Annotated in this window: 18 protein-coding genes; 8 read left to right on the forward strand and 10 right to left on the reverse strand. The window is 67.8% G+C overall.

Annotation, left to right across the window (positions count from 1 at the left end; translation table 11 throughout):
- Position 1 precedes the first annotated feature (1 nt).
- Positions 2-409, reverse strand: coding sequence for a hypothetical protein (locus NF4_RS36235; protein WP_063125803.1), 408 nt, complete (start codon positions 407-409; stop codon positions 2-4).
- A gap of 1,022 nt (positions 410-1,431) precedes the next feature.
- Here NF4_RS36235 and lon point away from each other — a divergent pair.
- Together lon and NF4_RS03220 are read left to right on the forward strand one after the other, a co-directional pair.
- Positions 1,432-3,777 (forward strand): endopeptidase La, encoded by a 2,346-nt coding sequence (gene lon, locus NF4_RS03210; protein WP_063125830.1) that lies wholly within the window; start codon positions 1,432-1,434, stop codon positions 3,775-3,777.
- A gap of 330 nt (positions 3,778-4,107) precedes the next feature.
- A complete protein-coding gene (locus tag NF4_RS03220; protein ID WP_084532819.1) occupies positions 4,108-5,712 on the forward strand; it encodes a molybdopterin-dependent oxidoreductase in 1,605 nt (534 codons plus the stop codon).
- Between the two features lie 18 nt (positions 5,713-5,730).
- Here the strand turns inward: NF4_RS03220 and NF4_RS03225 are convergent, their stop codons facing one another.
- Positions 5,731-7,611, reverse strand: a complete 1,881-nt coding sequence (locus NF4_RS03225) for an ABC transporter ATP-binding protein (protein ID WP_063125805.1) — start codon at positions 7,609-7,611, stop codon at positions 5,731-5,733.
- A gap of 75 nt (positions 7,612-7,686) precedes the next feature.
- On the reverse strand, positions 7,687-8,799 hold the full coding sequence (locus NF4_RS03230; RefSeq protein ID WP_063125806.1) for a DNA polymerase IV: 1,113 nt from the start codon (positions 8,797-8,799) through the stop codon (positions 7,687-7,689).
- 180 nt (positions 8,800-8,979) lie between these two features.
- On the opposite strand from NF4_RS03230, the gene NF4_RS03235 reads away from it, so the two are divergent.
- Positions 8,980-11,787, forward strand: a complete 2,808-nt coding sequence (locus NF4_RS03235) for an FAD-binding and (Fe-S)-binding domain-containing protein (RefSeq protein ID WP_063125807.1) — start codon at positions 8,980-8,982, stop codon at positions 11,785-11,787.
- Positions 11,788-12,064: 277 nt separating this feature from the next.
- Entirely contained in the window at positions 12,065-13,012 is a 948-nt protein-coding gene (locus NF4_RS03240) for a DNA-3-methyladenine glycosylase family protein (RefSeq protein ID WP_063125808.1), read from the forward strand.
- A gap of 100 nt (positions 13,013-13,112) precedes the next feature.
- On the opposite strand, the gene NF4_RS03245 is transcribed toward NF4_RS03240, so the two are convergent.
- Positions 13,113-13,313, reverse strand: coding sequence for a hypothetical protein (locus tag NF4_RS03245; protein WP_063041979.1), 201 nt, complete (start codon positions 13,311-13,313; stop codon positions 13,113-13,115).
- Between the two features lie 282 nt (positions 13,314-13,595).
- Between NF4_RS03245 and NF4_RS03250 the strand changes: the two genes are divergently transcribed.
- Positions 13,596-13,832 (forward strand): DUF397 domain-containing protein, encoded by a 237-nt coding sequence (locus tag NF4_RS03250; protein WP_063125809.1) that lies wholly within the window; start codon positions 13,596-13,598, stop codon positions 13,830-13,832.
- A gap of 74 nt (positions 13,833-13,906) precedes the next feature.
- The gene (locus NF4_RS03255) at positions 13,907-14,104 is read left to right on the forward strand and encodes a hypothetical protein (RefSeq protein WP_063125810.1); all 198 of its coding nucleotides are present in this window, start codon (positions 13,907-13,909) and stop codon (positions 14,102-14,104) included.
- A gap of 18 nt (positions 14,105-14,122) precedes the next feature.
- Here NF4_RS03255 and NF4_RS03260 read toward each other — a convergent pair whose 3' ends face one another.
- The 5 genes from NF4_RS03260 to NF4_RS03280 form a co-directional block, all read right to left on the reverse strand.
- Entirely contained in the window at positions 14,123-14,869 is a 747-nt protein-coding gene (locus tag NF4_RS03260) for a succinate dehydrogenase/fumarate reductase iron-sulfur subunit (protein WP_063125811.1), read from the reverse strand.
- Between the two features lie 4 nt (positions 14,870-14,873).
- Positions 14,874-16,844: a fumarate reductase/succinate dehydrogenase flavoprotein subunit gene (locus tag NF4_RS03265; RefSeq protein WP_063125812.1), complete on the reverse strand. Its 1,971-nt coding sequence runs from the start codon at positions 16,842-16,844 to the stop codon at positions 14,874-14,876.
- A gap of 15 nt (positions 16,845-16,859) precedes the next feature.
- A complete protein-coding gene (gene sdhC, locus NF4_RS03270; protein ID WP_063125813.1) occupies positions 16,860-17,693 on the reverse strand; it encodes a succinate dehydrogenase subunit SdhC in 834 nt (277 codons plus the stop codon).
- A gap of 287 nt (positions 17,694-17,980) precedes the next feature.
- A complete protein-coding gene (locus NF4_RS03275; protein WP_063125814.1) occupies positions 17,981-18,271 on the reverse strand; it encodes an Rv0250c family protein in 291 nt (96 codons plus the stop codon).
- Positions 18,272-18,670: 399 nt separating this feature from the next.
- Complete coding sequence (locus NF4_RS03280; RefSeq protein ID WP_063125815.1) at positions 18,671-19,858, reverse strand: ATP-binding protein; 1,188 nt, start codon at positions 19,856-19,858, stop codon at positions 18,671-18,673.
- A 462-nt stretch (positions 19,859-20,320) separates the two neighbouring features.
- Between NF4_RS03280 and NF4_RS03285 the strand changes: the two genes are divergently transcribed.
- Together NF4_RS03285 and NF4_RS03290 are read left to right on the forward strand one after the other, a co-directional pair.
- A complete protein-coding gene (locus NF4_RS03285; RefSeq protein ID WP_063125816.1) occupies positions 20,321-20,899 on the forward strand; it encodes a C40 family peptidase in 579 nt (192 codons plus the stop codon).
- A 3-nt stretch (positions 20,900-20,902) separates the two neighbouring features.
- Positions 20,903-21,307, forward strand: coding sequence for an RNA-binding S4 domain-containing protein (locus NF4_RS03290; protein ID WP_063125817.1), 405 nt, complete (start codon positions 20,903-20,905; stop codon positions 21,305-21,307).
- Positions 21,308-21,410: 103 nt separating this feature from the next.
- On the opposite strand, the gene NF4_RS03295 is transcribed toward NF4_RS03290, so the two are convergent.
- Positions 21,411-23,402: an acyltransferase domain-containing protein gene (locus NF4_RS03295; RefSeq protein ID WP_084532821.1), complete on the reverse strand. Its 1,992-nt coding sequence runs from the start codon at positions 23,400-23,402 to the stop codon at positions 21,411-21,413.
- Positions 23,403-23,546 lie beyond the last annotated feature (144 nt).

Genomic DNA, 23,546 nt, shown 5'->3' on the forward strand with positions numbered 1-23,546 from the left:
GCTATCCTGCCGAATAGGGGACGGTGCATCGGTTGATGGGGGTCACGTACAGGACCTTCCCGGCGGCGTGGGAGACGATGACCTGGATTTCGTCGCCGGAGTCGTATACGTTGCGTCCGTTCTGGTTCCGGGGGATCGTCATATGCAGATTGTCGTCCTTATAGATTTCCCGCGTCAGCAGACTCTGGCCGTTGATCAGGATCTGGTAGTCGTATCGGCCGGGGACGTGGGAGATGTCGTTGATGAACATGGCCCAGGCGATGTTGCCGATGGAGTCCGCTCCCGAGGGCCGGGTGTCGACCTCGACTCTGCCCCAGTTGGTCGTGACTCTGTAGTTGGTGCACGGCTGATACGCATGTGCGGGGCCGGAGGCCTGCACGCTCGTGATCATCAGGATCGCCAGTGCCACCGCGAACAGAAGCGCTCTGCCGAGCCGACTCGCCGGTTCAAGCAGCCGAAACTGCCTCTCGCCGCACGGAAAACGATCCACCGCCGCTACCACAACCCCCACGACGACGCCAGCCTGGCTGACCTCGCCGAGGAATACAGCGTCGGCCGTTCCACCATCCACCGCATCATCAGCAGCGCTGCGCCACGAGCCTGATCAAGATACCGGTCCGCATCACAGCGACCCCCCGACTACTTTGCGGCTCGGGCCAGCTTCAGGATCTCGGGGCCGTAACCGGGGGTTGAGGCTCATCCGGGAGAAAAGTCACCCCCATTCCCGCCTCCGAACCCCACTACCGCAGATAGTTTCCCGAGTCGCCCCGCCCCGCAACGCCTATAGCGCCCGGACAGCCGAACAACTACCGCGCATAGTATGCCACTATCTGCGGTAACTGCTTAGCGTGACTTTTCTCGCGGATGTTCACGGACCCCCTAACCGCCGAAATCGGGCGGACATGGATACAGTCCCTGGTCAGGAGGCTGCGGTTCGTCACCGAGATGGACCCGGGATAACAGCGCGATATCCGGGGTAGTGCACCTGCCGACCTGCGGCTATAGCGCTCCAGCCGTGCGTGAAGCGGCCCCGTTATCTGGGCCAGGCCCCATGTCCGTTGTTTTTTCGGCGGGACCCCTACTCACCGCCTGGTCTGCCTCAGCGCACAGCAGTATCCAGGCACAGCAACCGCGCACGGTTCTATCCGGCCGAGCTACTCCGTGGCCTGAGTGGCAACGAGCAGGCCGTCCCTGCGAGCGATGTGAAGGAGCTTCCAATTGCTCCGATCGAGCATCCCATCTCGTCGGCGATCTGTTTGTACGACCATCCCGAATTCAATATTCGCCGTGGGCGAACAAGTGCGTCGGGTGGAACAAAGCCGAACCCGACCAAGTTGAGTGGGTGTAGCTCAACTATTGGAGGTTGTGTTCGTGACTACACCACTGAATCTTCCGGTGCTGTTCCTGACCGATCCCATCGTGCTGCCCGGGATGGTCGTACCGATCGAACTGGACGAATCCGCGCAGGCGGCCATCGACGCCGCGCAGGCCGCGCAGACCGGGACCGTGCTGCTGGCTCCGCGCCTGTCCGAGGGTTACGCCGCCTACGGCGTGATCGCCACCATCGAACAGATCGGCCGGATGCGCGGGGGGACGCCCGCCGCGGTGCTGAAGGCGGAACGGCGCGCGAAGATCGGTCACGGGGTCACCGGCCCCGGCGCCGCCCTGTGGGTGGAGGCCGAACCGGTCGAGACCCCCGCCGCCGACGGACGCACCCGGGAACTGGCCGCCGAGTACAAGAAGCTGGTCGTCTCGGTGCTACAGAAGCGCGAGGCGTGGCAGATGATCGACGCCTTCAACCAGCTCACCGATCCGTCCGCCATCGCCGATACCGCCGGCTATGCCGCGTATCTCACCGATGAGCAGAAACGCGAACTGCTCGAGACCCCGGATGTCGCGCAGCGGCTGAACCGGCTGATCGAATGGACCCGGGCGCATATCGCCGAGGCCGAGGTCACCGAGAAGATCGGCGACGAGGTCCGCGAGAACATGGAGAAGAGCCAGCGCGAATTCCTGTTGCGCCAGCAGCTCAACGCCATCCGCAAGGAACTCGGCGAGGACGAACCCGACGGCGCCGACGACTACCGCACCCGCGTGGAACAGGCCGATCTGCCCGGCAATGTGCGGGAGGCGGCGCTGCGCGAGGTCGGCCGGTTGGAGCGCTCCAGCGATCAGAGCCCGGAATCCGGGTGGATTCGCACCTGGCTGGACACCGTCCTGGAACTGCCGTGGCAGGTGAAGACCGAGGATTCCACCGATGTGGCGGCGGCCCGGGCCGTGCTCGACGCCGACCACCACGGCCTGGACGAGGTGAAGGACCGGATGGTCGAGTACCTGGCGGTCCGGGCGCGGCGTGCGCAACGCGGCCTGGAGGTCGTGGGCGGACGCGGGTCCGGCGCGGTGCTGGTGCTGGCCGGCCCGCCTGGGGTCGGCAAGACCTCACTCGGCGAATCGGTCGCCCGCGCGCTGGGCCGCAAGTTCGTCCGCGTCGCCCTGGGCGGTGTGCGGGACGAGGCGGAGATCCGCGGTCACCGGCGCACCTATGTGGGTGCCATGCCCGGCCGGATCGTGCGGGCCGTCAAGGAGGCCGGTTCCATGAACCCGGTCGTCCTGCTGGACGAGGTCGACAAGATCGGCTCCGATTTCCGGGGCGACCCCGCGGCGGCCCTGCTCGAGGTGCTCGACCCCGCGCAGAACCACACCTTCCGCGACCACTACCTGGATATGGACCTGGACCTGTCCGATGTGCTGTTCCTGGCCACGGCCAATGTCATGGACACCATCCCCGGTCCGCTGCTGGACCGGATGGAAGTGATCACGGTCGACGGGTACACCGAGGACGACAAGGTGGCCATCGCCCGCGACTTCCTGCTGCCCCGGCAGCTGGAACGCAACGCGCTGACCGGCGAGGAGGTCCGGGTCACCGACGCGGCGCTGCGCGAGGTCGCGGCGAACTACACCAGGGAGGCCGGCGTCCGGCAGCTGGAGCGGCTGATCGCCAAGGCATTACGCAAGGCGGCGACGCGCCTGTCCGAGACCGGTGCCGCGTCGGGCACCGACGCGGGCGTCGAGACGGATACGGCGTCCGGGCCCACCGAGGCCACGGCACCACCGCTGACCATCGATATCGCGGATCTGAAGGATTATCTCGGACGGCCGCGCTTCACTCCGGATTCGGCGGAACGCACCGCGGTACCGGGTGTGTCGACCGGTCTGGCGGTCACCGGGCTGGGTGGCGACGTGCTCTACATCGAGGCCAACACCGCCGAGGGTGACCGGGCCCTGACACTGACCGGCCAACTGGGCGACGTCATGAAGGAATCGGCGCAGATCGCGCTGACCTACGTGCGGTCGCACCTGGGCGAGATCGGCATCGAATCGACGGTGCTGGACGGCAACCTGCACGTCCACGTGCCCGCCGGCGCCGTGCCCAAGGACGGACCGTCGGCCGGTGTCACCATGGTCACCGCGCTGGTGTCGCTGGCACTGGGCCGCCCGGTGCGCTCCGATGTCGGTATGACGGGTGAGGTCACGTTGAACGGCCGGGTGCTGCCGATCGGCGGGGTGAAGCAGAAACTGCTCGCCGCGCAGCGCGCCGGCCTGAAGACGGTGTTCATCCCGGCCCGCAACGAGCCGGACCTGGACGATGTCCCCGCCGATGTGCTGGCCGAACTCGACGTCCGCCCGGTGGGCGATGTCGCCGAGATCCTGGCCTACGCCATCGAACCGGTGCGGGAACCGGCCCTGGACGGCCGGGCTTTGGCGGCCAGCGCCTGATCCACGGTCGAGGGCCGCGGCCACCCGTTCGGGTGCCGCGGCCCTTTCGTATGCAGCGATTCGGCGATCGTTTCGACCACCGCCCTGCCGGGATCGACGGCCTGTTCCACCGACGCAGCCACCGATTCGGCCCCGGTCACGAGCAGTCGGTCGGCGAATTCCGAGACGTCGGCCTCGGGCGATCCGGCCGCCGGTCTCGTCGGGCCCGGTGGCGCCGACTACACCGGCATCTTCCCTGCCGCGGCCAGGAGTGACACCATCCGCAGAGGGCCACGTGACGAATTCCCAGCCGCCGGGGCGCCCCGCGCCGGTGGATGAACGAGGACGCTGATGCAGGACACGACGAGTTCGACCGGTTCTCCTGGGCCGGACCAGCAGGATCGGCGCACGATCGGCCGCTTCGCGGCGGGACTGAGCGGTCTGCCGGCCGCCGCGGTCGTGCTGGGGGTCGGTGAGCTCGTCGCGGCCTTGATCGCCCCGGCCGCTTCGCCGTTCCTGGCCATCGGGGCGACCGTGGTCGACCACACGCCGCAGGCGCTGCGCGAGTTCGCGATCGAACAGTTCGGTACCCGAGACAAGCTCGTGCTGTTCCTGAGCATGGGTGCGGCGATGGTGGTACTGGCTGTGGTGGCGGGATTGCTGGAACGGCGCCGGCCCTACGGCAGCATGCTGCTGGCCGGGCTCGCGGTGGTCGTTTGTCTCGCCGTGCTGCGGCGACCGGCCGCGACCGCCGCGTTCGCCGCGCCGATCCTGCTCGGTGCCGTGGCCGGGATCCTCACGCTGCGGATCCTGATCACCCGGGCACCGCGCCGCCCGGCGTCGGCGGGCGGATCCGCGAGGGGGGCCGCGGGCGATGACGGAACCGATGCCTCGCGGCGGCGGTTCCTGGGGTGGGCCGCCGGGGCCCTTGTGCTGGCTGCCGGATCCGCCGCGGCCGGGCGGTGGGCCGGCGAACGTGCGCGCGCGGTAACCGCGGATCTGCGGCGGTTCGTGGTTCCGCGTCCACAGGTGGCGGCCGTGCCCATCCCCCCGGGGACCGATCCGCCCATCCCGGGGCTCACCGCGTTCCGCACCCCCAACGACACGTTCTACCGGATCGATACCGCCCTGCGGCTACCCGCGTTGACCAGCGACGACTGGCAGCTGCGAATCCACGGCATGGTGGAGCGCGAAATCCGGCTCACCATGGACGATCTGCTGCGGCGGCCCGCCGTGGAGAAGATGATCACCCTGACCTGTGTGTCCAACGAGGTCGGTGGTGACCTGGTCGGCAACGCGAGCTGGATCGGGTATCCACTCGCCGACCTCCTCGCCGAGGCCGGGGTCCGGCCGGACGCGGATATGGTGCTGTCCACCAGCGCCGACGGTTTCACCGCCGGCACACCCGTCGCAGCCCTCACCGACGGTCGCGATGCCCTGCTCGCGGTGGGTATGAACGGCGAACCGCTGCCGGTCGAGCACGGGTACCCCGCCCGGATGGTGGTGCCCGGTCTCTACGGATATGTCAGCGCCACGAAATGGGTGGTCGATCTGGAGATCACCCGGTTCGATCGCGCCCAGGCCTACTGGACCCGGCGCGGCTGGTCGGCGTTCGGCCCGATCAAAACCGCCTCCCGCATCGATGTGCCGCCGGCCTTCGGCCGTATCGCTCCAGGCCCGGTGGTGGTGGCCGGGGTCGCCTGGGCCCAGCATCGCGGGATCGCCGCGGTGGAGGTACAGGTCGACGACGGTCCCTGGCGGCCGGCCGACCTGGCGCCGGAGTACTCGCTGGACACCTGGCGGCAGTGGACCTGGCGCTGGGATGCGCCACCCGGTTCGCACACCCTGCGGGTACGAGCCACGGACGGGGCGGGCGGGATACAGACCGAGGAACGCGCCGACCCGGTCCCGGACGGCGCGACGGGCCGGCACAGCCGGACGGTCACCGTCGGGTGACGATGACCGTCCGGTCCGCTACGCGGCCGCCGGTGCCGGTTCGCGAGCGAACTGGGTCCGGTACAGCTCGGCGTAACGCCCGCCCACGGCGAGCAGTTCGGTATGCGTTCCACGTTCCACGATGCGACCGGATTCGACCACCAGGATCTGATCGGCCGCTCGCACGGTGGAGAGCCGGTGGGCGATCACCAGGGCGGTACGGCCCTGAAGCGCTTCGGTCAGCGCCGCCTGCACCGCGGCCTCGGAGGTCGAGTCGAGGGAGGCGGTCGCCTCATCCAGGATCACCACCCGCGGCTGTTTGAGCAGTAGCCGGGCAATGGTGAGACGCTGGCGCTCACCACCGGAGAGACGATAGCCGCGTTCCCCGACCACCGTGTCCAGCCCGTCGGGCAGGGTCGCGATCAGATCGCTCAGGCGCGCCCGCTCCAGCGCGTCCCGCAGCTGCTCCTCGTCGGCGTCCGGGGCGGCCAGCAGCAGATTGGCCCGGATGGTGTCGTGGAAGAGATGGCCGTCCTGGGTGACCAGGCCGACGGTTTCCTGGATCGACTCCGTGGTGAGTTCGCGGATATCGGTGCCGCCCAGCCGGACCGCGCCCGAGTCCACGTCGTAGAGCCGGGAGACCAGCTGCGCGATGGTCGATTTGCCGGCACCGGAGGAGCCGACCAGGGCGATCATCCGGCCGGGCTCGGCGCGCAGTGACACCCCGTGCAGCACTTCCTCACCGCCGCGGGTGTCCAGCGTGGCCACCTCTTCCAGCGAGGCCAGCGAGACCTTGTCGGCGGCGGGATATCCGAACCGCACGTCGTCGAGTTCCACCGTGACGGGCCCGGCGGGCACCGGCCGCGCCCCGGGGGCGTCCTCGATGAGGGGTAACAGATCGAGGACCTCGAAGACCCGCTCGAAACTGACCAGCGCGGACATGATCTCCATCCGGGCACTGGCCAGCGCCGTGAGCGGGGAGTACAGCCTGGTGAGCAGGAGCGACAGGGCCACCACGGCGCCCGCGTCCAGTTGCCCGCGCAGCGCGTACCAGCCGCCGAGGCCGTAGACCAGCGCGACGGCCAGCGCCGAAACCAGCGTCAACGCCGTGACGAAGACGGTTTGCAGCATGGCGGTGCGCACGCCGATATCGCGGACCCGCCGCGCCCGCAGGGCGAACTCGGCCGATTCCTGGGCCGGGCGGCCGAAGAGTTTCACCAGGGTCGCGCCCGGCGCGGAGAAACGCTCGGTCATCTGCGTGCTCATCGCCGCGTTCAATCCCGCTGCCTCCCGCTGGATATCGGCCAGCCGGTCGCCCATCCGCCGGGCCGGGATCACGAATACCGGTAGCAGGAGCAGCGCGAGCAGGGTTATCTGCCAGGACAATTGGAGCATCACCACCAGGGTGAGCGCCACGGTGACGATATTGGCGACCACGCCCGAGAGGGTGTCGCTGAAGGCGCGTTGCGCCCCGATCACATCGTTGTTCAACCGGCTGACCAGCGCGCCGGTCCGGGTCCGGGTGAAGAAGGCGATCGGCATCCGCTGGACGTGGTCGAAGACCGCGGTCCGCAGGTCGAGGATCAGGCCCTCACCGATCCGCGCCGACAGCCAGCGGATGGCCAGGCCGAGGCCCGCGTCGAGGACGGCCAGCACGGCGATGGCCAGCGCCAGCAATATCACTGTCCGCGGGGGCGACCCGGCGAAGATGTCGTCGACCACCCGGCCCGCGAGCAGCGGCGTAGCGACCACCAGCACCGCCGCGGCCACGCTGAGGACGAGAAAGGTGGTCAGCCGCCGCTGATGCGGCCGGGCGAAGCGCAGGATGCGCCGTGCCGTGGCGAGACTGAACGACCTCGTCTCCTCCGGTGCGTGCATGCGCCGGTACATCTGGTCCCAGGCCACCGATTCCATGCTCATCTGACAATGTCCTTCCGCTCCGGAGCACGATTGAACTCCGGTGCACCGACACTAAAAGCTGAACCAATGTTCAGGTCAAGCGCCGGGCGGTGGGTCGTCACCGTTTCCGGGAGCCTGTGTGACCGGGGCGAGTTCGAGACGGACTCCGAGCAACCGGACCGGACGATCCAGCGGAAAGCGGTCCAGCACCCGCAGTGCCGTATCGACGATCGTGGGGATATCGGTGGTCGGCTCCGGCAGTTTGGACTGCTTGCTGCGGGTATAGAAGGTGCTGGTGCGCACGGTGACCGAGACCCGGGTGGCGATCCGGCCCGCCTCGATCGTCTCCGCCGCGACTTCCGCCGCCAGCCGGGCCACCTGCGCGCCGATCTCGGCCGGATCGACGAGATCCCGCGCGAAGGTCTCAGATCTGCTGCGCCCCACCGCCGGCGGCGGTTTCGTCACCACCTCGGTATCACCGGCGCCGCGACTCATCACCCACAGCGCGGGACCGTTCGTCGGTCCGAACTCCGCCGCGAGCCGGGACCGATCGGCGGCCATCAGCTCTCCGACGGTATGGATATCGAGTGCGGCCAGCCGGGCCGCGATCCGGCTACCGATCCCCCAGAGCGCGTTCGTCGGACGATGGGCCATCACTTCGGACCAGTTCGCGGCGGTGAGCCGGAACATGCCGTCGTGCGCTCCCGGATGGTCGCTGGCGGCGACCCCGGGTTTCCCCACCGCTTTCGCGAAACCGGTGGCCAGCTTCGCGGTGAGCTTGTTGTCGCCGATGCCGATCGCGCACGTGAGATCCAGTTCTTCCACCGCGGCCCGGATCGCCCGGGCGGATTCTTCGGGCTCCTCGGTATCGACCGCCACGAACGCCTCGTCCCACCCCCACACCTCCACCTGATCGGTGAACGTGCGCAGCCGCGCCATGACCTCCTCGGACGCTTCCTCGTAGCAGGGGACGTCCAAGGGCAGGAAGATCGCCTCCGGGCATTTTCGCGCCGCCGACCGCAACGCCATACCCGCCCGCACCCCGTAGCCGCGCGCCGGATACGACGCGCAGGTCACCACTTTGCGGGGCTCGTCCGGGTCGCCGTTTCCGCCCACGATCACCGGCTGCCCGCGTAGTTCGGGATGGCGCCGGTACTCCACCGCGGCCTGGAACTGGTCGAGGTCGACGTGCAACAGCCATCTGGCCACGACACCGTCTTACTCCTACCGGGTGACAAGAAGGGGGATATCCGCGCCGGTACGTCGGCGGACGCCGCGCCCCGCCACCGCGAAGTCACCGGATGGCGCGGGACTGCTCACCGACAGCCGGCCCGTCCGGATCCGCCGAGTCGGGAAGGAATTCCGGGCTGCGGGCCTAGGCTGGATCGTGTGACCGACCACGACGCACGACGGGACACACTCGCACGGCAGCTGCGTGCGCGGATCGGTATCGAGGCGGTGGACATCTCCCACCGCCGCCGGGTGGAGTACTCGTCGGACGCCTCGAACTACCGGGTGCTGCCCGAAGCGGTGGTCTTTCCCCGATCAGACGAGGATGTGGCGGCCGTACTGGAGGTCGCGCGGAGCGAGGGTACGGCCGTGACCCCGCGGGGCGGCGGCACCTCGGTCGCGGGCAATGCGGTCGGTCCCGGTATCGTCCTCGACTTCAGCAGGCATATGACCGGCATCGCCGAGATCGATCCGCATCGGCGGACCGCCCGGGTGCAGCCGGGCGTGGTGCTGTCGGATCTGCAGCGCCGGGCCCGGGAACACGGGCTGCGCTTCGGCCCGGATCCGTCCACCCAGAACCGCTGCACCCTCGGCGGCATGATCGGCAACAATGCCTGCGGTCCGCACGCCATCGCGTGGGGTCGCACCTCCGACCGGGTCCGGGAGCTGCGGATCATCGACGGTACCGGCGCGTCCCGCCGCCTCGCCGACTCGCTGGACGAGGTTCCCGGGCTACCGGAGTTCACCGCGAAATCCCTCGCCGTGCTGCGCACCGATCTGGGCCGGTTCGACCGGCAGGCGTCGGGCTACGGGCTCGAATATCTGCTGCCGGAACGTGGCGGCTCGGTGGCCGGGTCTTTCGTCGGGGCCGAGGGCACCTGCGGTGTACTGCTCGAAGCCGAGGTGGAATTGGTGCCGATCCCGGCGGCGACCCTGCTGGTCGTGCTCGGTTACCCGGATCTGGCGACCGCCGCCGACGATATCGCCGCGGTGGTCTCGGTCGCGCCGGTCGCGGTCGAGGGTATCGATGCCAGGCTCGTCGAGATGGTGCGGGCACACGGTCGGCGGGTCCCCGATCTGCCGCGTGGCACCGGCTGGCTGTTCGTGGAGCTGGCGGGGGAGGACGCGGCCGCCACCCACGCCGCCGCTCGCCGTTTGTGCCGGGCGGCGGGTGCGCTGGACAGCCGGATCATCGAAGACCCCGGCGCCGCGGCCGCGCTGTGGCGGATCCGGGCCGACGGCGCCGGTCTGGCCGGCCGGACCCGCGACGGTGAGCCGGCCTGGCCGGGCTGGGAGGACGCGGCGGTTCCGCCCGCCCGGCTCGGGGCCTACCTGCGCGATTTCGACGAGCTGACCCGCGAGCACAAGGTCGACGGAATGCTCTACGGGCATATCGGCGACGGCTGTATCCATGTGCGGCTCGATCTGCCCATCGCCACCGCGCCGGAACGGTTCCGGGACTTCCTGACCGACGCGGCACACCTTGTGGTGGGCCACGGCGGTTCGCTGAGCGGGGAACACGGCGACGGCCGGGCCCGATCGGAACTGCTGGAGATCATGTACTCACCCGAGGTCCGCGCGGTCTTCGCCGGGTACAAGGCACTGTTCGATCCGGCGAACCTCCTCAATCCGGGTGTGCTGGTGGATCCGCGCCCGCTCGACGCCGATCTGCGACTGGCGGGTCTGCCGCCGCTGCCGCGCGCGGGCGGCTTCGCCTTCGCCGGTGACGCCGGGGATCTGGCCACCGCGGTGCACCGCTGTGTCGGGGTGGGCAAATGCCGGGCCGATACGCGGAGCACGGGTGGTTTCATGTGCCCCTCCTATCTCGCGACGGCCGACGAGAAGGACACCACCCGGGGCCGGGCCCGGGTATTGCAGGAGGTGGTCCGGGGAGAGCTGGACTGGGCCGCGCCCGCGGTGGCCGAATCGCTGGACCTGTGCCTTTCCTGCCGCGCCTGCGGTACGGACTGCCCGGCGGGCGTCGATATGGCGACCTACAAATCCGAGACGCTCTACCGCCGTTACCGCGGTCGGCTGCGCCCTCGCGACCACTACACACTGGGCCGGCTCCCACGCTGGCTGGGCGGGGCGACCCGGGTGCCGTGGCTGGTCAACGCGCTGGTCGGCGCCGGACCGTTACGCCGGCTCGGGATGCGGGCCGCCGGGATGGACCCACGCCGGGAGGTACCGGAGCTCGCACCGCGATCCTTCCGGCGGATCTGGCGCCGGGAAGGGGTGAAGCAGCAGGTGGCGAAGCCGGACGCGACGACCGTGATGCTGTGGGTGGACACCTTCACCAATGCCTTCGATCCGGATATCGCGCTGGCGGCGGTGCGCCTGCTCAATTCGCTCGGTTATCGGGTGGTCGTGCCGCGCCGGCAGGTGTGCTGTGGACTGACCTGGATCAGCACCGGGCAGCTGGACGGCGCCCGGGCACGGCTGCGTGCCACGCTCGATGCCCTCGACGACCATGTGCGTGCCGGTGGCGCGGTGATCGGTCTCGAACCCTCCTGCACCGCCGCGTTGCGGGCCGATCTGCCGGAGTTACTGCCCGAGGACCCGCGTTCCCGTCCGGTCGCGGCCGCGGTCCGCACGCTCGCCGAGTTTCTCACCGCTCAACCGGACTGGCGCCCGCCCCGGTACCCCGGCCGGTCGCTGGTCGTCCAGCCGCATTGTCACCACCATTCGGTGCTCGGCTTCGATGCCGATCGCCGGATATTTGCCCAGATGGGTGTGAAGGTGACAGAGATCGCAGGATGCTGCGGTCTGGCCGGTAATTTCGGAATGCAGAAAGGCCATTACGAGATATCGGTGGCGGTGGCGGGCAACGGAATACTGCCGACGATGGAGAATGCCGAACCGGATGCCGTCGTGGTCGCCGACGGATTCTCCTGCCGGACCCAGGCCGCCCAGCTCACCGCCCGGCGGGGCCGCCATCTCGCACAGATTCTGCTGGAAGACAATTGATTCCGGGTGAACTGAGGATTTCGTAGCATCGAAGAGCGGCCGACCCCGAAAAATCGGCCGCTCTTCGTGAAGGCTCAGCTCCCGAAGGGGAGGGTCCCGGGTGGAATCTCGTAGCCGGAGCTACCTGCGAAAACCGAACCCCAGAGATCGAGTAACCAATTGAGCGCTTCGGTGATCATAGAAACCTCCAGTCACGGCAGAAAAACCACATATTTGCTCAACTGCGTCTTCATCGCCGGGCAATCGAACGGCGTTACTCCGGGCAGCGCACAATGGCATGGTGCCTGTCCGAACAGCCGGATCCACCGGCGATGCGTGGGCGTCGCGGACCCTGTCCGCCGACGCCCCGGTCCACCTCGCCCATACCCTCGCGCCGTTGCGCCGCGGGCCCGGCGACCCCTGTCACCAGATCACCCCGGACGGGGCGCACTGGCACACCTCGCGAATGCCGACCGGGCCGGTCACCTACCGGATGGTCCAGGACGATCCGCTGACCGTCACCGCGGACGCGTGGGGAGCGGGCGCCGCGGAGTTCCTCAACGGGCTCGATCACATGCTGTGCCTGGACCAGAAGGTCGACGATTTCGTACCGATCCACCCCACGGTGGCGGCCGCGCACCAGCGGTATCCCGGGCTGCGGATGCTGCGCACCGGCCGAGTGCTCGAAGCGCTGATCCCGGCGATCCTGGAACAGAAGGTGACCATCGTCTCCGCCCATGCGGCGTGGCGCCGTCTGGTGCACCTCTTCGGCAGTCCGCCACCCGGCCCGGCCCCGGCGGGCATGCTGGTACCGCCGGACGCGGCGGCCTGGAGCCGGATCCCCTCATGGAGCTTCCACGGGGCAAATGTCGGGCCACAGCGCAGCCGGACCATTGTGCGGGTGGCTCGTCTCGCCGAGTCGCTGGAGCGGATGACCGCGCTGCCGCCGGCCGAGGCCGCACGCCGGCTCCGCACGATCCCCGGTATCGGGGAATGGACCGCCGCGGAGACCGCGCAGCGCGCTTTCGGTGATGCCGACGCACTGTCGGTGGGTGATTTCCATCTGGCGTCGATCGTCGGCTGGACCCTGCTCGGCCGCGATATGGACGACGCCGAGATGGTCGATTACCTCGAACCGGTACGTCCGCATCGCTATCGCACCATCCGTCTGCTCGAGATCAGTGGGCAAGCTCGTAAGCCGCGGTTCGGCCCGCGCGCACCGGTGACCGATCACCGCTGGCACTGACCGGTGAGAGTTCGCGGCCCGGGAAATCCGAGGTCCGGCGTTCCGGAGAACCGTATGGATCCGGCCGGTGAGCGGCCGGTACGGCGGTGGAACCCGGTCGCTATTGGAGGGCGCGGTTGTCCAGTACACAGCGGCCCGATTCCACCAGGGTGGCTCGGGCGCGCCGGCGGACCCGGCACTCGTCGACGGTGCAATCCAGGTGCAACTGCATCGCCGAATGGGCTTGTTCGGGGGTCATCACGCCGGGATCGTCACCGCAGGCGAGCAGGGTGGGGATCGGGGCGTCCAGATTCAACCGCATCACACACGACCTCCTTCTGAACCCGCGGTCGACTCCTGTTGTCCGCGGTGGGTTTTCCGGGTGTGCACATACGACCAACAGCTCACCATAGGCCGAGAAGGACCGATAACGGGTGAGATTCGGCGATATTACCGGTACCGATTCGCGGAATTTCCTGTAGACGGGTGTAAACCCGCCGCGGCCGGGGCTGCGCGTAGCATCGCGCTACATGCTTGTGGCGCGCAGCGCCGGGACCCTCGACTCGAAACACGGCGATATCCGCGGCGGTGAAGGAGAACCTGGATGAGCATCGACAACGGTACGAATGTGGACCTGTCCGGCGCCCGCTGGGTGAGTGGCGCGACCGGGGAAGGCGCTGCCACGCCGGGGACCCACAGCGTCGAGATCGCGATGCTCGCCGACGGTCATGTCGGAATGCGTGACGGCAAGAATCCCGACGGGCCGGTACTGGTCTTCACCCCAGGGGAGTGGGCGGCCTTCACCGCCGGCGTACGCGACGGCGAGTTCGACCGGCCGTAATCTCTGTTCACCCGGGCCGATCTGCCCGCGAGCACGGCGTTTGGGTCCAACAGGTAACGGGTAGACAACAATGTGTGGACCCAGGGATCAAGAATTCCCGTCCTCGGCTCCGCAAATTCGGGCCCGGCGACGGCGTCGCGCGGTTGATCGTCGGCCTGCTTTTTGTGGCATCCGCGGTGGGCGTTTTCGTACTCACCGGCTCGGTGTTCTCGGCGCTGTTCGTCGGGGTGCTCGTGGGGCTGGTCGCGACCGGTGTGGTCGCGATGCTGTGAGACGGCCGGGCGAAATGGTCAGCGCCGGAAGAGCTTGTTGCCGAGCCAGACGATCGGATCGTATTTCCGGTCGGCGACGCGTTCCTTCATCGGTATCAGCGCATTGTCTGTGATCTTGATATTTTCCGGGCACACCTCGGTGCAGCATTTGGTGATGTTGCAGTAGCCGAGCCCGTGCTGCTCCTGCGCGGCGTCCCGGCGATCGGCCACATCCAGCGGATGCATCTCCAGCTCCGCGATCCGCATGAGATACCGCGGGCCGGCGAAGGCCTCCTTGTTCTCGTCGTGATCGCGCACCACATGGCAGGTGTTCTGGCACAGGAAGCATTCGATGCACTTGCGGAACTCCTGCGAGCGCTCCACATCCACCTGCTGCATCCGGTACTGCCCGGGCTCCAGATCCGGTGGCGGTGTGAACGAGGGGATCTCGCGGGCCTTCTTGTAGTTGTACGAGACATCGGTCACCAGGTCACGAACCACGGGGAACGTGCGCAGCGGTGTCACAGTGACAACATCTTCCGGCGTGAAGGTGGACATCCGGGTCATGCAGAGTAGCCGCGGCTTGCCGTTCACCTCCGCCGAGCAGGAACCGCATTTGCCCGCCTTGCAGTTCCAGCGAACGGCGAGATCGGGCGCCTGGGTCGCCTGCAGGCGGTGGATGATGTCGAGAACCACTTCACCCTCGTTCACCGCCACCGTGAAATCCTGTAGTTCTCCACCTTCGGTATCGCCGCGCCATACGCGGAACCGGGCGTCGTAACTCATCCGCTCACGCCTCCTTGCTGTCCGATTCGCGACCTTCGGGCGTAGACCCTGCCGCGGCGCCGTCCACCGCGGCCGGATGGGCCGCGAGTTCGGCTGGGGTGTAGTACTTTTCCAACTCGCCGAAATCGAAGAGGGCGAGTAGTTCGTCCCGCATCGGCAGCTGATCCTGCACGGTCACCGAGATATCGGGGACATTCGCGACTCCGGCGCCGTCGATGGCGCAGACGAGTAATTTGTTGCGCCACCGCGGGTCCATCCCCGGGTGGTCGTCGCGGGTGTGCCCGCCGCGGCTCTCGGTGCGCAGCAGCGCGGCCTGTGCCACACACTGGCTGACCAGCAGCATGTTCCGCATATCGAGGGCGAGATGCCAGCCCGGGTTGAACTGCCGGTGCCCCTCGATGGTGACGTGCGCGAACCGCTCGCGCAGTGCCTCGAGCCGGGAGATCGCCTCGCGGACCTCGGCTTCCTTGCGGATGATGCCCACCAGATCGTTCATGGTCTGCTGTAGATCGGTGTGCAGGGTGTACGGGTTCTCCCCGGACGCGCCCTCCGGCGGATCGAACGGGGCGAGCGCGGACCGGGCCGCCGTCGCGATATCGGCGTCGGCCACCGCCGGCCGCTCGGTGAGCCCCTCGACGTACTCGGCCGCGCCCAGCCCGGCCCGCCGGCCGAAGACCAGCAGATCCGACAGGGAATTGCCGCCGAGCCGGTTGGACCCGTGCATACCGCCCGAGCATTCACCGGCGGCGAAGAGACCCGGTACGTGCGCCGCGCCGGTATCCGGATCGACTTCGATCCCGCCCATCACGTAGTGACAGGTGGGCCCGACCTCCATCGGTTCCTTGGTGATGTCCACATCGGCCAGTTCCTTGAACTGGTGGTGCATCGACGGCAGCCGGCGGATGATCTCCTCCGGAGTGAGCCGCGAGGCGATATCCAGGTAGACCCCGCCGTGTTCGGTACCCCGGCCGGCCTTGACCTCTTCGTTGATGGCGCGGGCCACTTCGTCGCGAGGCAGCAGATCAGGGGTGCGGCGCGCCGAATCGTTGTCGCGCAGCCACTGATCGGCCTCTTCCTCGCTCTCGGCGTACTGCCCTTTGAAGACCGCCGGAATGTAATCGAACATGAACCGTTTGCCGTCGGTGTTCTTCAATACGCCGCCGTCACCGCGGACGCCCTCGGTGACGAGGATGCCCTTCACACTCGGCGGCCACACCATGCCGGTGGGATGGAACTGCAGGAACTCCATATTGATCAGCCGGGCGCCGGCCCGCAGCGCCAGGGCGTGGCCGTCACCGGTGTACTCCCAGGAGTTCGAGGTCACCTTGTAGGACTTGCCGATTCCGCCTGTGGCCAGGACGACCGCGGGGGTCTCGAACAGGATGAAGCGGCCGGATTCGCGCCAGTAACCGAAGGCGCCGCTGATCCGGTCACCGTCCTTGAGCAGATCCGTGATGGTGCATTCGGCGAAAACCTTGATCCGTGACTCGTAGTCACCGGTCTGCGCGTAGTCCTCCTGTTGCAGCGAGACGATCTTCTGCTGCATGGTGCGGATCAGTTCGAGCCCCGTACGGTCGCCCACATGCGCCAGCCGTGGGTAGGTGTGCCCACCGAAGTTGCGCTGGCTGATCCGGCCGTCGGCGGTCCGGTCGAACAGGGCGCCGTAGGTCTCCAGCTCCCAGACGCGGTCGGGGGCCTCCCGGGCGTGCAGTTCGGCCATCCGCCAGTTGTTCAGGAACTTCCCGCCGCGCATGGTGTCGCGGAAATGGGTCTCCCAGGTGTCCTTCTCGTTGGCGTTGCCCATCGCCGCCGCGCAGCCGCCCTCGGCCATCACGGTATGGGCCTTACCGAACAGCGATTTGCACACCACCGCCACCGAGAGACCGTGTTCCCGGGCTTCGATCACCGCGCGTAGTCCGGCGCCGCCGGCACCGATCACCACGACGTCGTAGGTGTGCCGCTCCACTTCGGGCATAGCCGTGCAAACTCCTCAGTCGATGATGCGAAGATCGGAAATCGTGCCGCCGGCCACCAACATCACGTAGAAGTCGGTGAGTACGAGGGTGCCCAGCGTGGTCCAGGCGAGCTGCATATGCCTGGTGTTGAGCTTGGAGACCTGTGTCCAGAACCAGTACCGCACCGGATGTGCGGAGAAGTGTTTGAGCCGCCCGCCCGCGATATGCCGGCAGGAATGGCAGGACAGGGTGTAGGCCCACAGCAGGATCACATTGCCGGTGATGATCAGACTGCCCAGTCCCAGCCCGAATCCGCCGGTCTTGCCGTGGTAGGCGATCACCGCGTCGTAGGTGTTGATCAGCGAGATGAGCACCGCGACATAGAAGAAGTAGCGGTGGGCGTTCTGGATGATCAGCGGCAGCCGGGTCTCCCCGGTGTATTTGGTGTGGGGTTCGGCCACCGCGCAGGCCGGCGGTGAGAACCACACCGACCGGTAGTAGGCCTTGCGGTAGTAGTAGCAGGTGAGCCGGAACCCGAGCAGGAACGGCAGCACCAGGAACCCGAGCGGCAGGAACATCGGCAGGTCGCCGAACGGGGTGCCGAAGTGACTCGCCCCCTCGACGCACGAGGTGCTCAGGCAGGGGGAGTAGAACGGCGTCAGATAGTGGTAGTCGGGTACCCAATACGCCGTGCGCACAAAGGATCTGACGGTCGCATAGACGACGAACGCGGCCAGTCCGATCACCGTGATCAGCGGCGGTAGCCACCACCGATCCGTGCGTAGGGTCCGGGTGGTGATCCGGGCCCGGGTCCTGCTGAATACGCCTGTACCCGCTTCGGGAGCGGTTGTGGTCGTTGTGGCACTCACTGGTCGATGCCTCGCTGATCGGCGGTGCGGGTGGTCATGGGTACCTCCGCGATCGAATGTGATGCTGAGCACCATACGCCCGGCCCGCTATGGAATGAGCAGGGTCTGCGCAATCTCGATGGACTGGAGTGTGAGTGATTTGCGCCACATTTACTGACGATCTTGCTCGGGTGAACTCGTCGCAAACGAGGACGGCCGGTCGCCTGTGCGGCGACCGGCCGTCCCGAGATCATCGGGTCGCGGCCCGATGTCCGGTGTTCAGTTATCCGGCGGTGAACCCCGGCCGATTACTGGGTGCGCGGCCGCGAGTGGAAGCCGAGGCCCTCGTCCTGGGCGCCCATCCACGCCGATTCGTCGGATTTGCTGTCCGGGACGTAGATGGGTTCCTGGCCGCGGCGGGCCGCCACCTGCGGTGGTGGGCTCTTCTCCAGTTCGTCGGCATCGATGCAGAGCCGTTCCAGATCGTTCTCCAGCCGGCGCACGGGGCCGGCGTCACCATAATGGGTGCGCAGCACCCCGATGGAGTGGCGGAGCTGGTTTACGGCGTATTGGAGTTCCGCGATGTCGCTACGTGTCATGGATACCTCCTGAGTTGCTAACCGGTCGCGGTGTCGAACGCCGCCCGGACTGCGCCGGCCGTCCGGCGTGCTTGTGACCGACCACACAAGGTGATCTACAACACAGTACGGCAAAATCCCGATTCCGGCTCGTTCGATGATCAAGATCGGGTTTCGGTTGGGGGCCGGTGTGCACAACTCGACCGAGGGCTGGTGCGGCAATCTGTGGGTGTATACGGCTATCTATCTGCTGGGTGAGATATGCGTATACAACGCTCGATCCCGGGTCGACGGTTGTATGGGCAGCTCTAGTTGACACGCTAGAAAGCGGCATAAAGAACTGGCCCAAGGTGGTATCGGACTCTCTACGCCTTTCTATGAAAACTTCTAGTGAGCCCGATAGATCGCTAGCGCAGCCGGTCAGGTGGTGACGCTGCGCAGGTAGCGCCCGAAATGCGGGACGGTGAACCCGATGGTGCCGCGCTCCGCGGAGTAGATGAGCCCCTTCTTGATCAGTCCGTCGCGGGCCGGGGACAGCGAGGCGGGTTTGCGGCCCAGTTCGGCGGCCACCGCCGACGTGGCGACCGGGCCGTCGTCACCGGACAGGTCGGCCATGGCGCGCATGTACTCGCGTTCGGCCGGGGTCGCCCGTTCATATCGGGAGCCGAAAAAGCCGACCGCGAGCTCTTCCTCGGCGGTCGGCGCCGCGACCTCGACATCCTCGGCGGTGATCGGGCTGCCCGGCGCCTGGTCCCAGGTCGCCTTGCCGTAGGCCTGCACGAAATACGGATACCCGTCGGCTTTGCGGTAGAGCGCGGTGAGCGCCTCGTCGGAGAATTTCACGTCTTCGCGCTCGGCCGGCGCGATCAGCGCGCGGTCGGCCGACTCCCGGTCCAGCCGGTCGATGCGGTGATAGCTGAACAGGCGCTCGGAATAACTCTTGGACGCCGAGAGCACCGCCGGCAGATGCGGTAGACCCGCCCCCACCACGATCAACGGCGCGGTGTCCTGGCTGAGCTCGTGGCAGGCGCCGCAGATGGCCGAGATGTCGGCCGGACCCAGATCCTGCATCTCGTCGATGAAGACGGCGATACCCACGCCGACGTCCTGGGCCAGCGCCGCGGCTTCCATCAACAGCTCCACCAGGTCGATCTCGATATCGCCGGAGTCGGCGCGGCCGGTCACGGCCGGTACGTCGATACCCGGCTGCCATCGCTCCCGCATGCCCTTGTCCGCCGTCGCGCGCAGCGCGAACGCTTTGAGGATGCCCAGGAAATCGTCGATCCGTTCCTGGTTGTGGTGCGTTTTGGCGATGGCCCGCGCGGCCATGTGCAGAGCGGAGGACAGCGGTCGGCGCAGTTCCTGGTCCGGGCGGGCCTCTATCTTGCCGGTGCCCCAGCCCCGGGAGACCGCGGCCGAGCGCAACTGGTTGAGCAGTACCGTTTTCCCCACACCGCGCAGCCCGGTGAGCATCACGCTGCGCTCCGGACGCCCCCGGGCGATCCGTTCGAGGACGACATCGAACGCGTCGAGCTGTTTGCCGCGTCCGGCGAGTTCCGGTGGACGCTGACCAGCGCCGGGCGCATACGGGTTCCGCACGGGGTCCATACCCTCACACCGTAGCGAACCCCATCGGAAAATCTGTCCGTATCTATGCCGAGTTCTAGAGAGGCCTAGCCGCGGTCCGGCGTCCCGCGGCCGCCGCGTCGTGACACCGAGCGGGGACCGCGGGACACGCCCGGACGAGACCTCCGCGTGACCTGTCGTCGAACCGAAAAACGCTGGCGCGCCGTCTTTTTACGCATGTACTCCCTGCTGGCGCGAAAAGGACACCCGTTCGGCTGGACAACACCCGGGCGGCATCGTAACCTTCTTGTGACTTAGTGGAGTCGAGTCGTTTCGTAAGTGAGGCGGCGCCATTGGTCACCGCCGCAGCCGGCCGCCGCGAATCGAGTAGGACGCGCGACCGGAGCGACGGGAGAGCACGAGGATCGGAGACGTAGCTCGGTGGGTAAGCACAGCTTGCAGCGAGAATCCAAGCTGCCTAATTCTGTCAAGGGCGCGCTGGTCATGGGTACGCTGGCCGCGACTACGGGCACGATGCCCGCGATCGCCTCGGCCGCGACGACCACGATCGACGTTCCCGGGATCGGCAAGTTCGACGTCGAGGTACCGGACCAGTTCGCTGCGCAGGCGGATCAGCTCAACCAGCAGCTGAACCAGGCTCTCGAACAGGCCCCGCACGCCATGCCCGCCGCTCCCGCCCTGCCCAACTTCGCGCCGCCCGCCCCGGTCCAGCAGCAGACCCTCGGCGATATCGCTCTCGACGCCGCCAAGACCAAGGTCGGCGCCATGTACTCCTGGGGTGCGGCCGGCCCGGCCAACTTCGACTGCTCCGGCCTGGTTCAGTGGGCCTACAAGCAGGCCGGGATCAAACTGCCGCGTACCAGCTTCGAACAGTCCCATGTGGGCGCGCCTGTGGCCTTCTCCAACCTGAAGCCCGGCGATATCGTCATCACGAATGGCGGCGGTCACGCTGGGATTTACGCAGGTGACGGTCTGCTGCTGAACGCGGTGCAGTCCGGCGAGCCGGTTTCCTACACCCACCTCTCCGCCGACGATGTGGTTACCGCGCGTCGTATCGTATAGCGGGTGAACCGAGCCGCTACCGAGCCGAACGACGGCAAAACCCAGGCCCGGGTCGACTCCTGGGTCTGGGCTGTGCGTTTGTTCAAAACTCGGTCGGCTGCCGCGGCCGCCTGTCGAGGCGGACATGTGCGTGTGAACGGTGCGACGGCCAAACCCGCCCAGCCGATACGCCCGGGCGACGAGATCCGGATCCGGAACAACGGTGTCGAGCGGATCGTCGTCGTGGAACGGGTGATCACAAAACGGGTAGGTGCTCCGATCGCCGCCCAATGCCTGATCGACCGCAGTCCACCGCCTCCGCCCAAGGAAGTCCTCGCTGCCCTGCCGCAACGAGACCGCGGGACCGGGCGTCCGACGAAACGGGAACGTCGCGAAACCGACCGGCTGCTCGGCCGGACCGATCACTGAGCCCGCTTTTCCCGGGGCCGTTGTCCAGCTATCTGCTCGCTGAACGGTAGATACGATCCCTACCGTTCGGCGTGGCCCACGTGCTCGGGTCGCGCCGGAGTCCTCAGCGCTCGCGGGTACCGGTGGTGGGCGCCGGGGCGCCGGCGGTATCCGTATGGGCCCAGGGGTCGTGGACCGTCGTCCCGGCCGGCCGGGGTGCTCCGACGACCGGCGTGGAGAACACGGCGATAAAAGTGACCGGGTCGGCCGCGGTGAGTTCGATGAGATGGGCTGCCGATGCCGAGATCCGGGCGAATCGGCGTGCCAGCCGGCCGGCGTCGAGTGCCGGATCCTGATCCGAATGCGGGTTCGCGCCCACCGCGTGCGGTTCGGTGGCCGCCGACACCGTTGCGATATCACCGGATACGGCGGCATCGACCACGGTGTCCTCGAAAACCTGTGCCGCATGGATCACTCCGCGAATGGTGCAGCCGGTCTCCCGGATATCGCGCAGCGCGTTGTCCAGGTCGTGGCGGTCGGCGGTATCGCAGTGCACCACCACGATTCGCTCTTCGAACCCCTCCAGCAGCGGCGGAACCGGCCGTGGTGAACGTGTCGGTACCACCACATCGCGAGCTCCCGCGGCGAGCAGACGGCGCACCATCACCGAACCGAGGGCGCCCAGACCACCACTGACGACATAGGTTCCGGCCCGATCGATCACCATCGGCGGATCGAGAGCGACTCGCCCGGCCGTGAAGCGGATAGCCCTATTGGCATCGACTACCCGCGTCCATGCGATGATATCTGTGGGTGGGGGGTCATCGGCGAGCCGTATCGATGCCAGCGTTCCGGCACCCGTGACCTCCGCCCGCAAATTCTCCCCGTTCGATCGCCGGTCGGGCTCGGCCGCGGCCGTGGGTCCGGCCGATCGCGGTGATCGGTCCGATTTCGTAGCCGTATCACGGTCGTCGAAAGCCGTTGCCGGATAACCTGTTCCAATTTCGAATGGCCCCCCGCGCCGCTCGGTCGGTGTGATCGTCGAGGTGCCGTTTCCCGGAGCCGGTTGCCCGTCGATACCTTCGCGGTCATTCGCCGGCCCGGCCGCCGCGCCCAGCGCTCGTGCCGCGTGGAACTGGGCGAGACAGGTGAGGAAGGCAGTGCCTTCGTCGGCGCGGTCCGCTGCGCCGTAGGTGGTGTGCGCGAACCGCGGGATGGCCCGGACGGCCGTCGCGAGCAGAGGTTCGGGCCCGACCTCCAGGATCATTGCCATCCCGTCGCCGGCTGCCCGCCGTAGCGCGGCGTCGAGTTCCACCCGGCCGGTGAGATTTTCGGCCCAGTACCCGGCGGACATACCGGCCGTGTCGACGACGGTGCCCGGGTACGTGCTCGAATAGAGCGGTAGGTGCGGGACCGCCGGGCGAATCAGGCCGAGATCGTCGAGGAACCGCGGTATCGCCGCGGTCATGGCCGGGGTGTGCGCGGGATGATCCCGCGGGGTTCTGGCGGTGGCGATACCGCGGCGTTCGGCCCGGCGCACCACCACGTCCACATAGCGAGAAGTACCGGTGACCAGTACCGACCGCGGACCGTTGACCGCGGCGACGGAGACCTTCCCCGCCAGCGGTTGCACCAGGCGGATCACCTCGGACTCCGAGGTCAGCAGTTCGGCCGTCGCACTCGAACCCGCCAGCCGGCCCGTCGCGCGACCGCGCGCCACCACCACTTTCGCGGCTTCGGCCAACGGCAGCGCTCCGGCGGTCACCGCCGCGGCGATCTCGCCCGGACCGTGACCGACGGCGGCATCCGGCCGGACACCCCACGCGGTCAGCAGTTCGGCGAGTGCGACCTGGTAGACGAACAGGGCGGGTTGGACGAACTCCGGAGGCGGCGACGGCTCAACGGTATTCGTGGCGGGCTCGGAGCCGCCGTGCGGGCGGAAGCCGTAACGGGGAGTCCAGACCCGGGGACCGCCGGCGGCGGCGATCGCGTCACCGGCCGCGGTGACCGTATCCGCGAAGACCGGATAGCGGCCGGCCAGCATGCGGCCCATTCGCTCGTGCTCCCCGCCTTCGCCCGGGAACAGGAAGAGCACTCCCTGGGGAGAACCGATCATCGTAGTGACACTGTGGAAAGCCGGACTGCCTGGCGGCCGTGGCGAGCGGATGGCCTCACGACTCGATTATGCCGGAGAAATCCGGGTATTCGGTTTTCCGAATCTGTTGGCGCCCTGTAGCTTCCGTTGTCAACGGTCTGGACC

Source organism: Nocardia fusca NBRC 14340 (genome assembly GCF_001618425.1).
Lineage (GTDB): Bacteria > Actinomycetota > Actinomycetes > Mycobacteriales > Mycobacteriaceae > Nocardia > Nocardia fusca.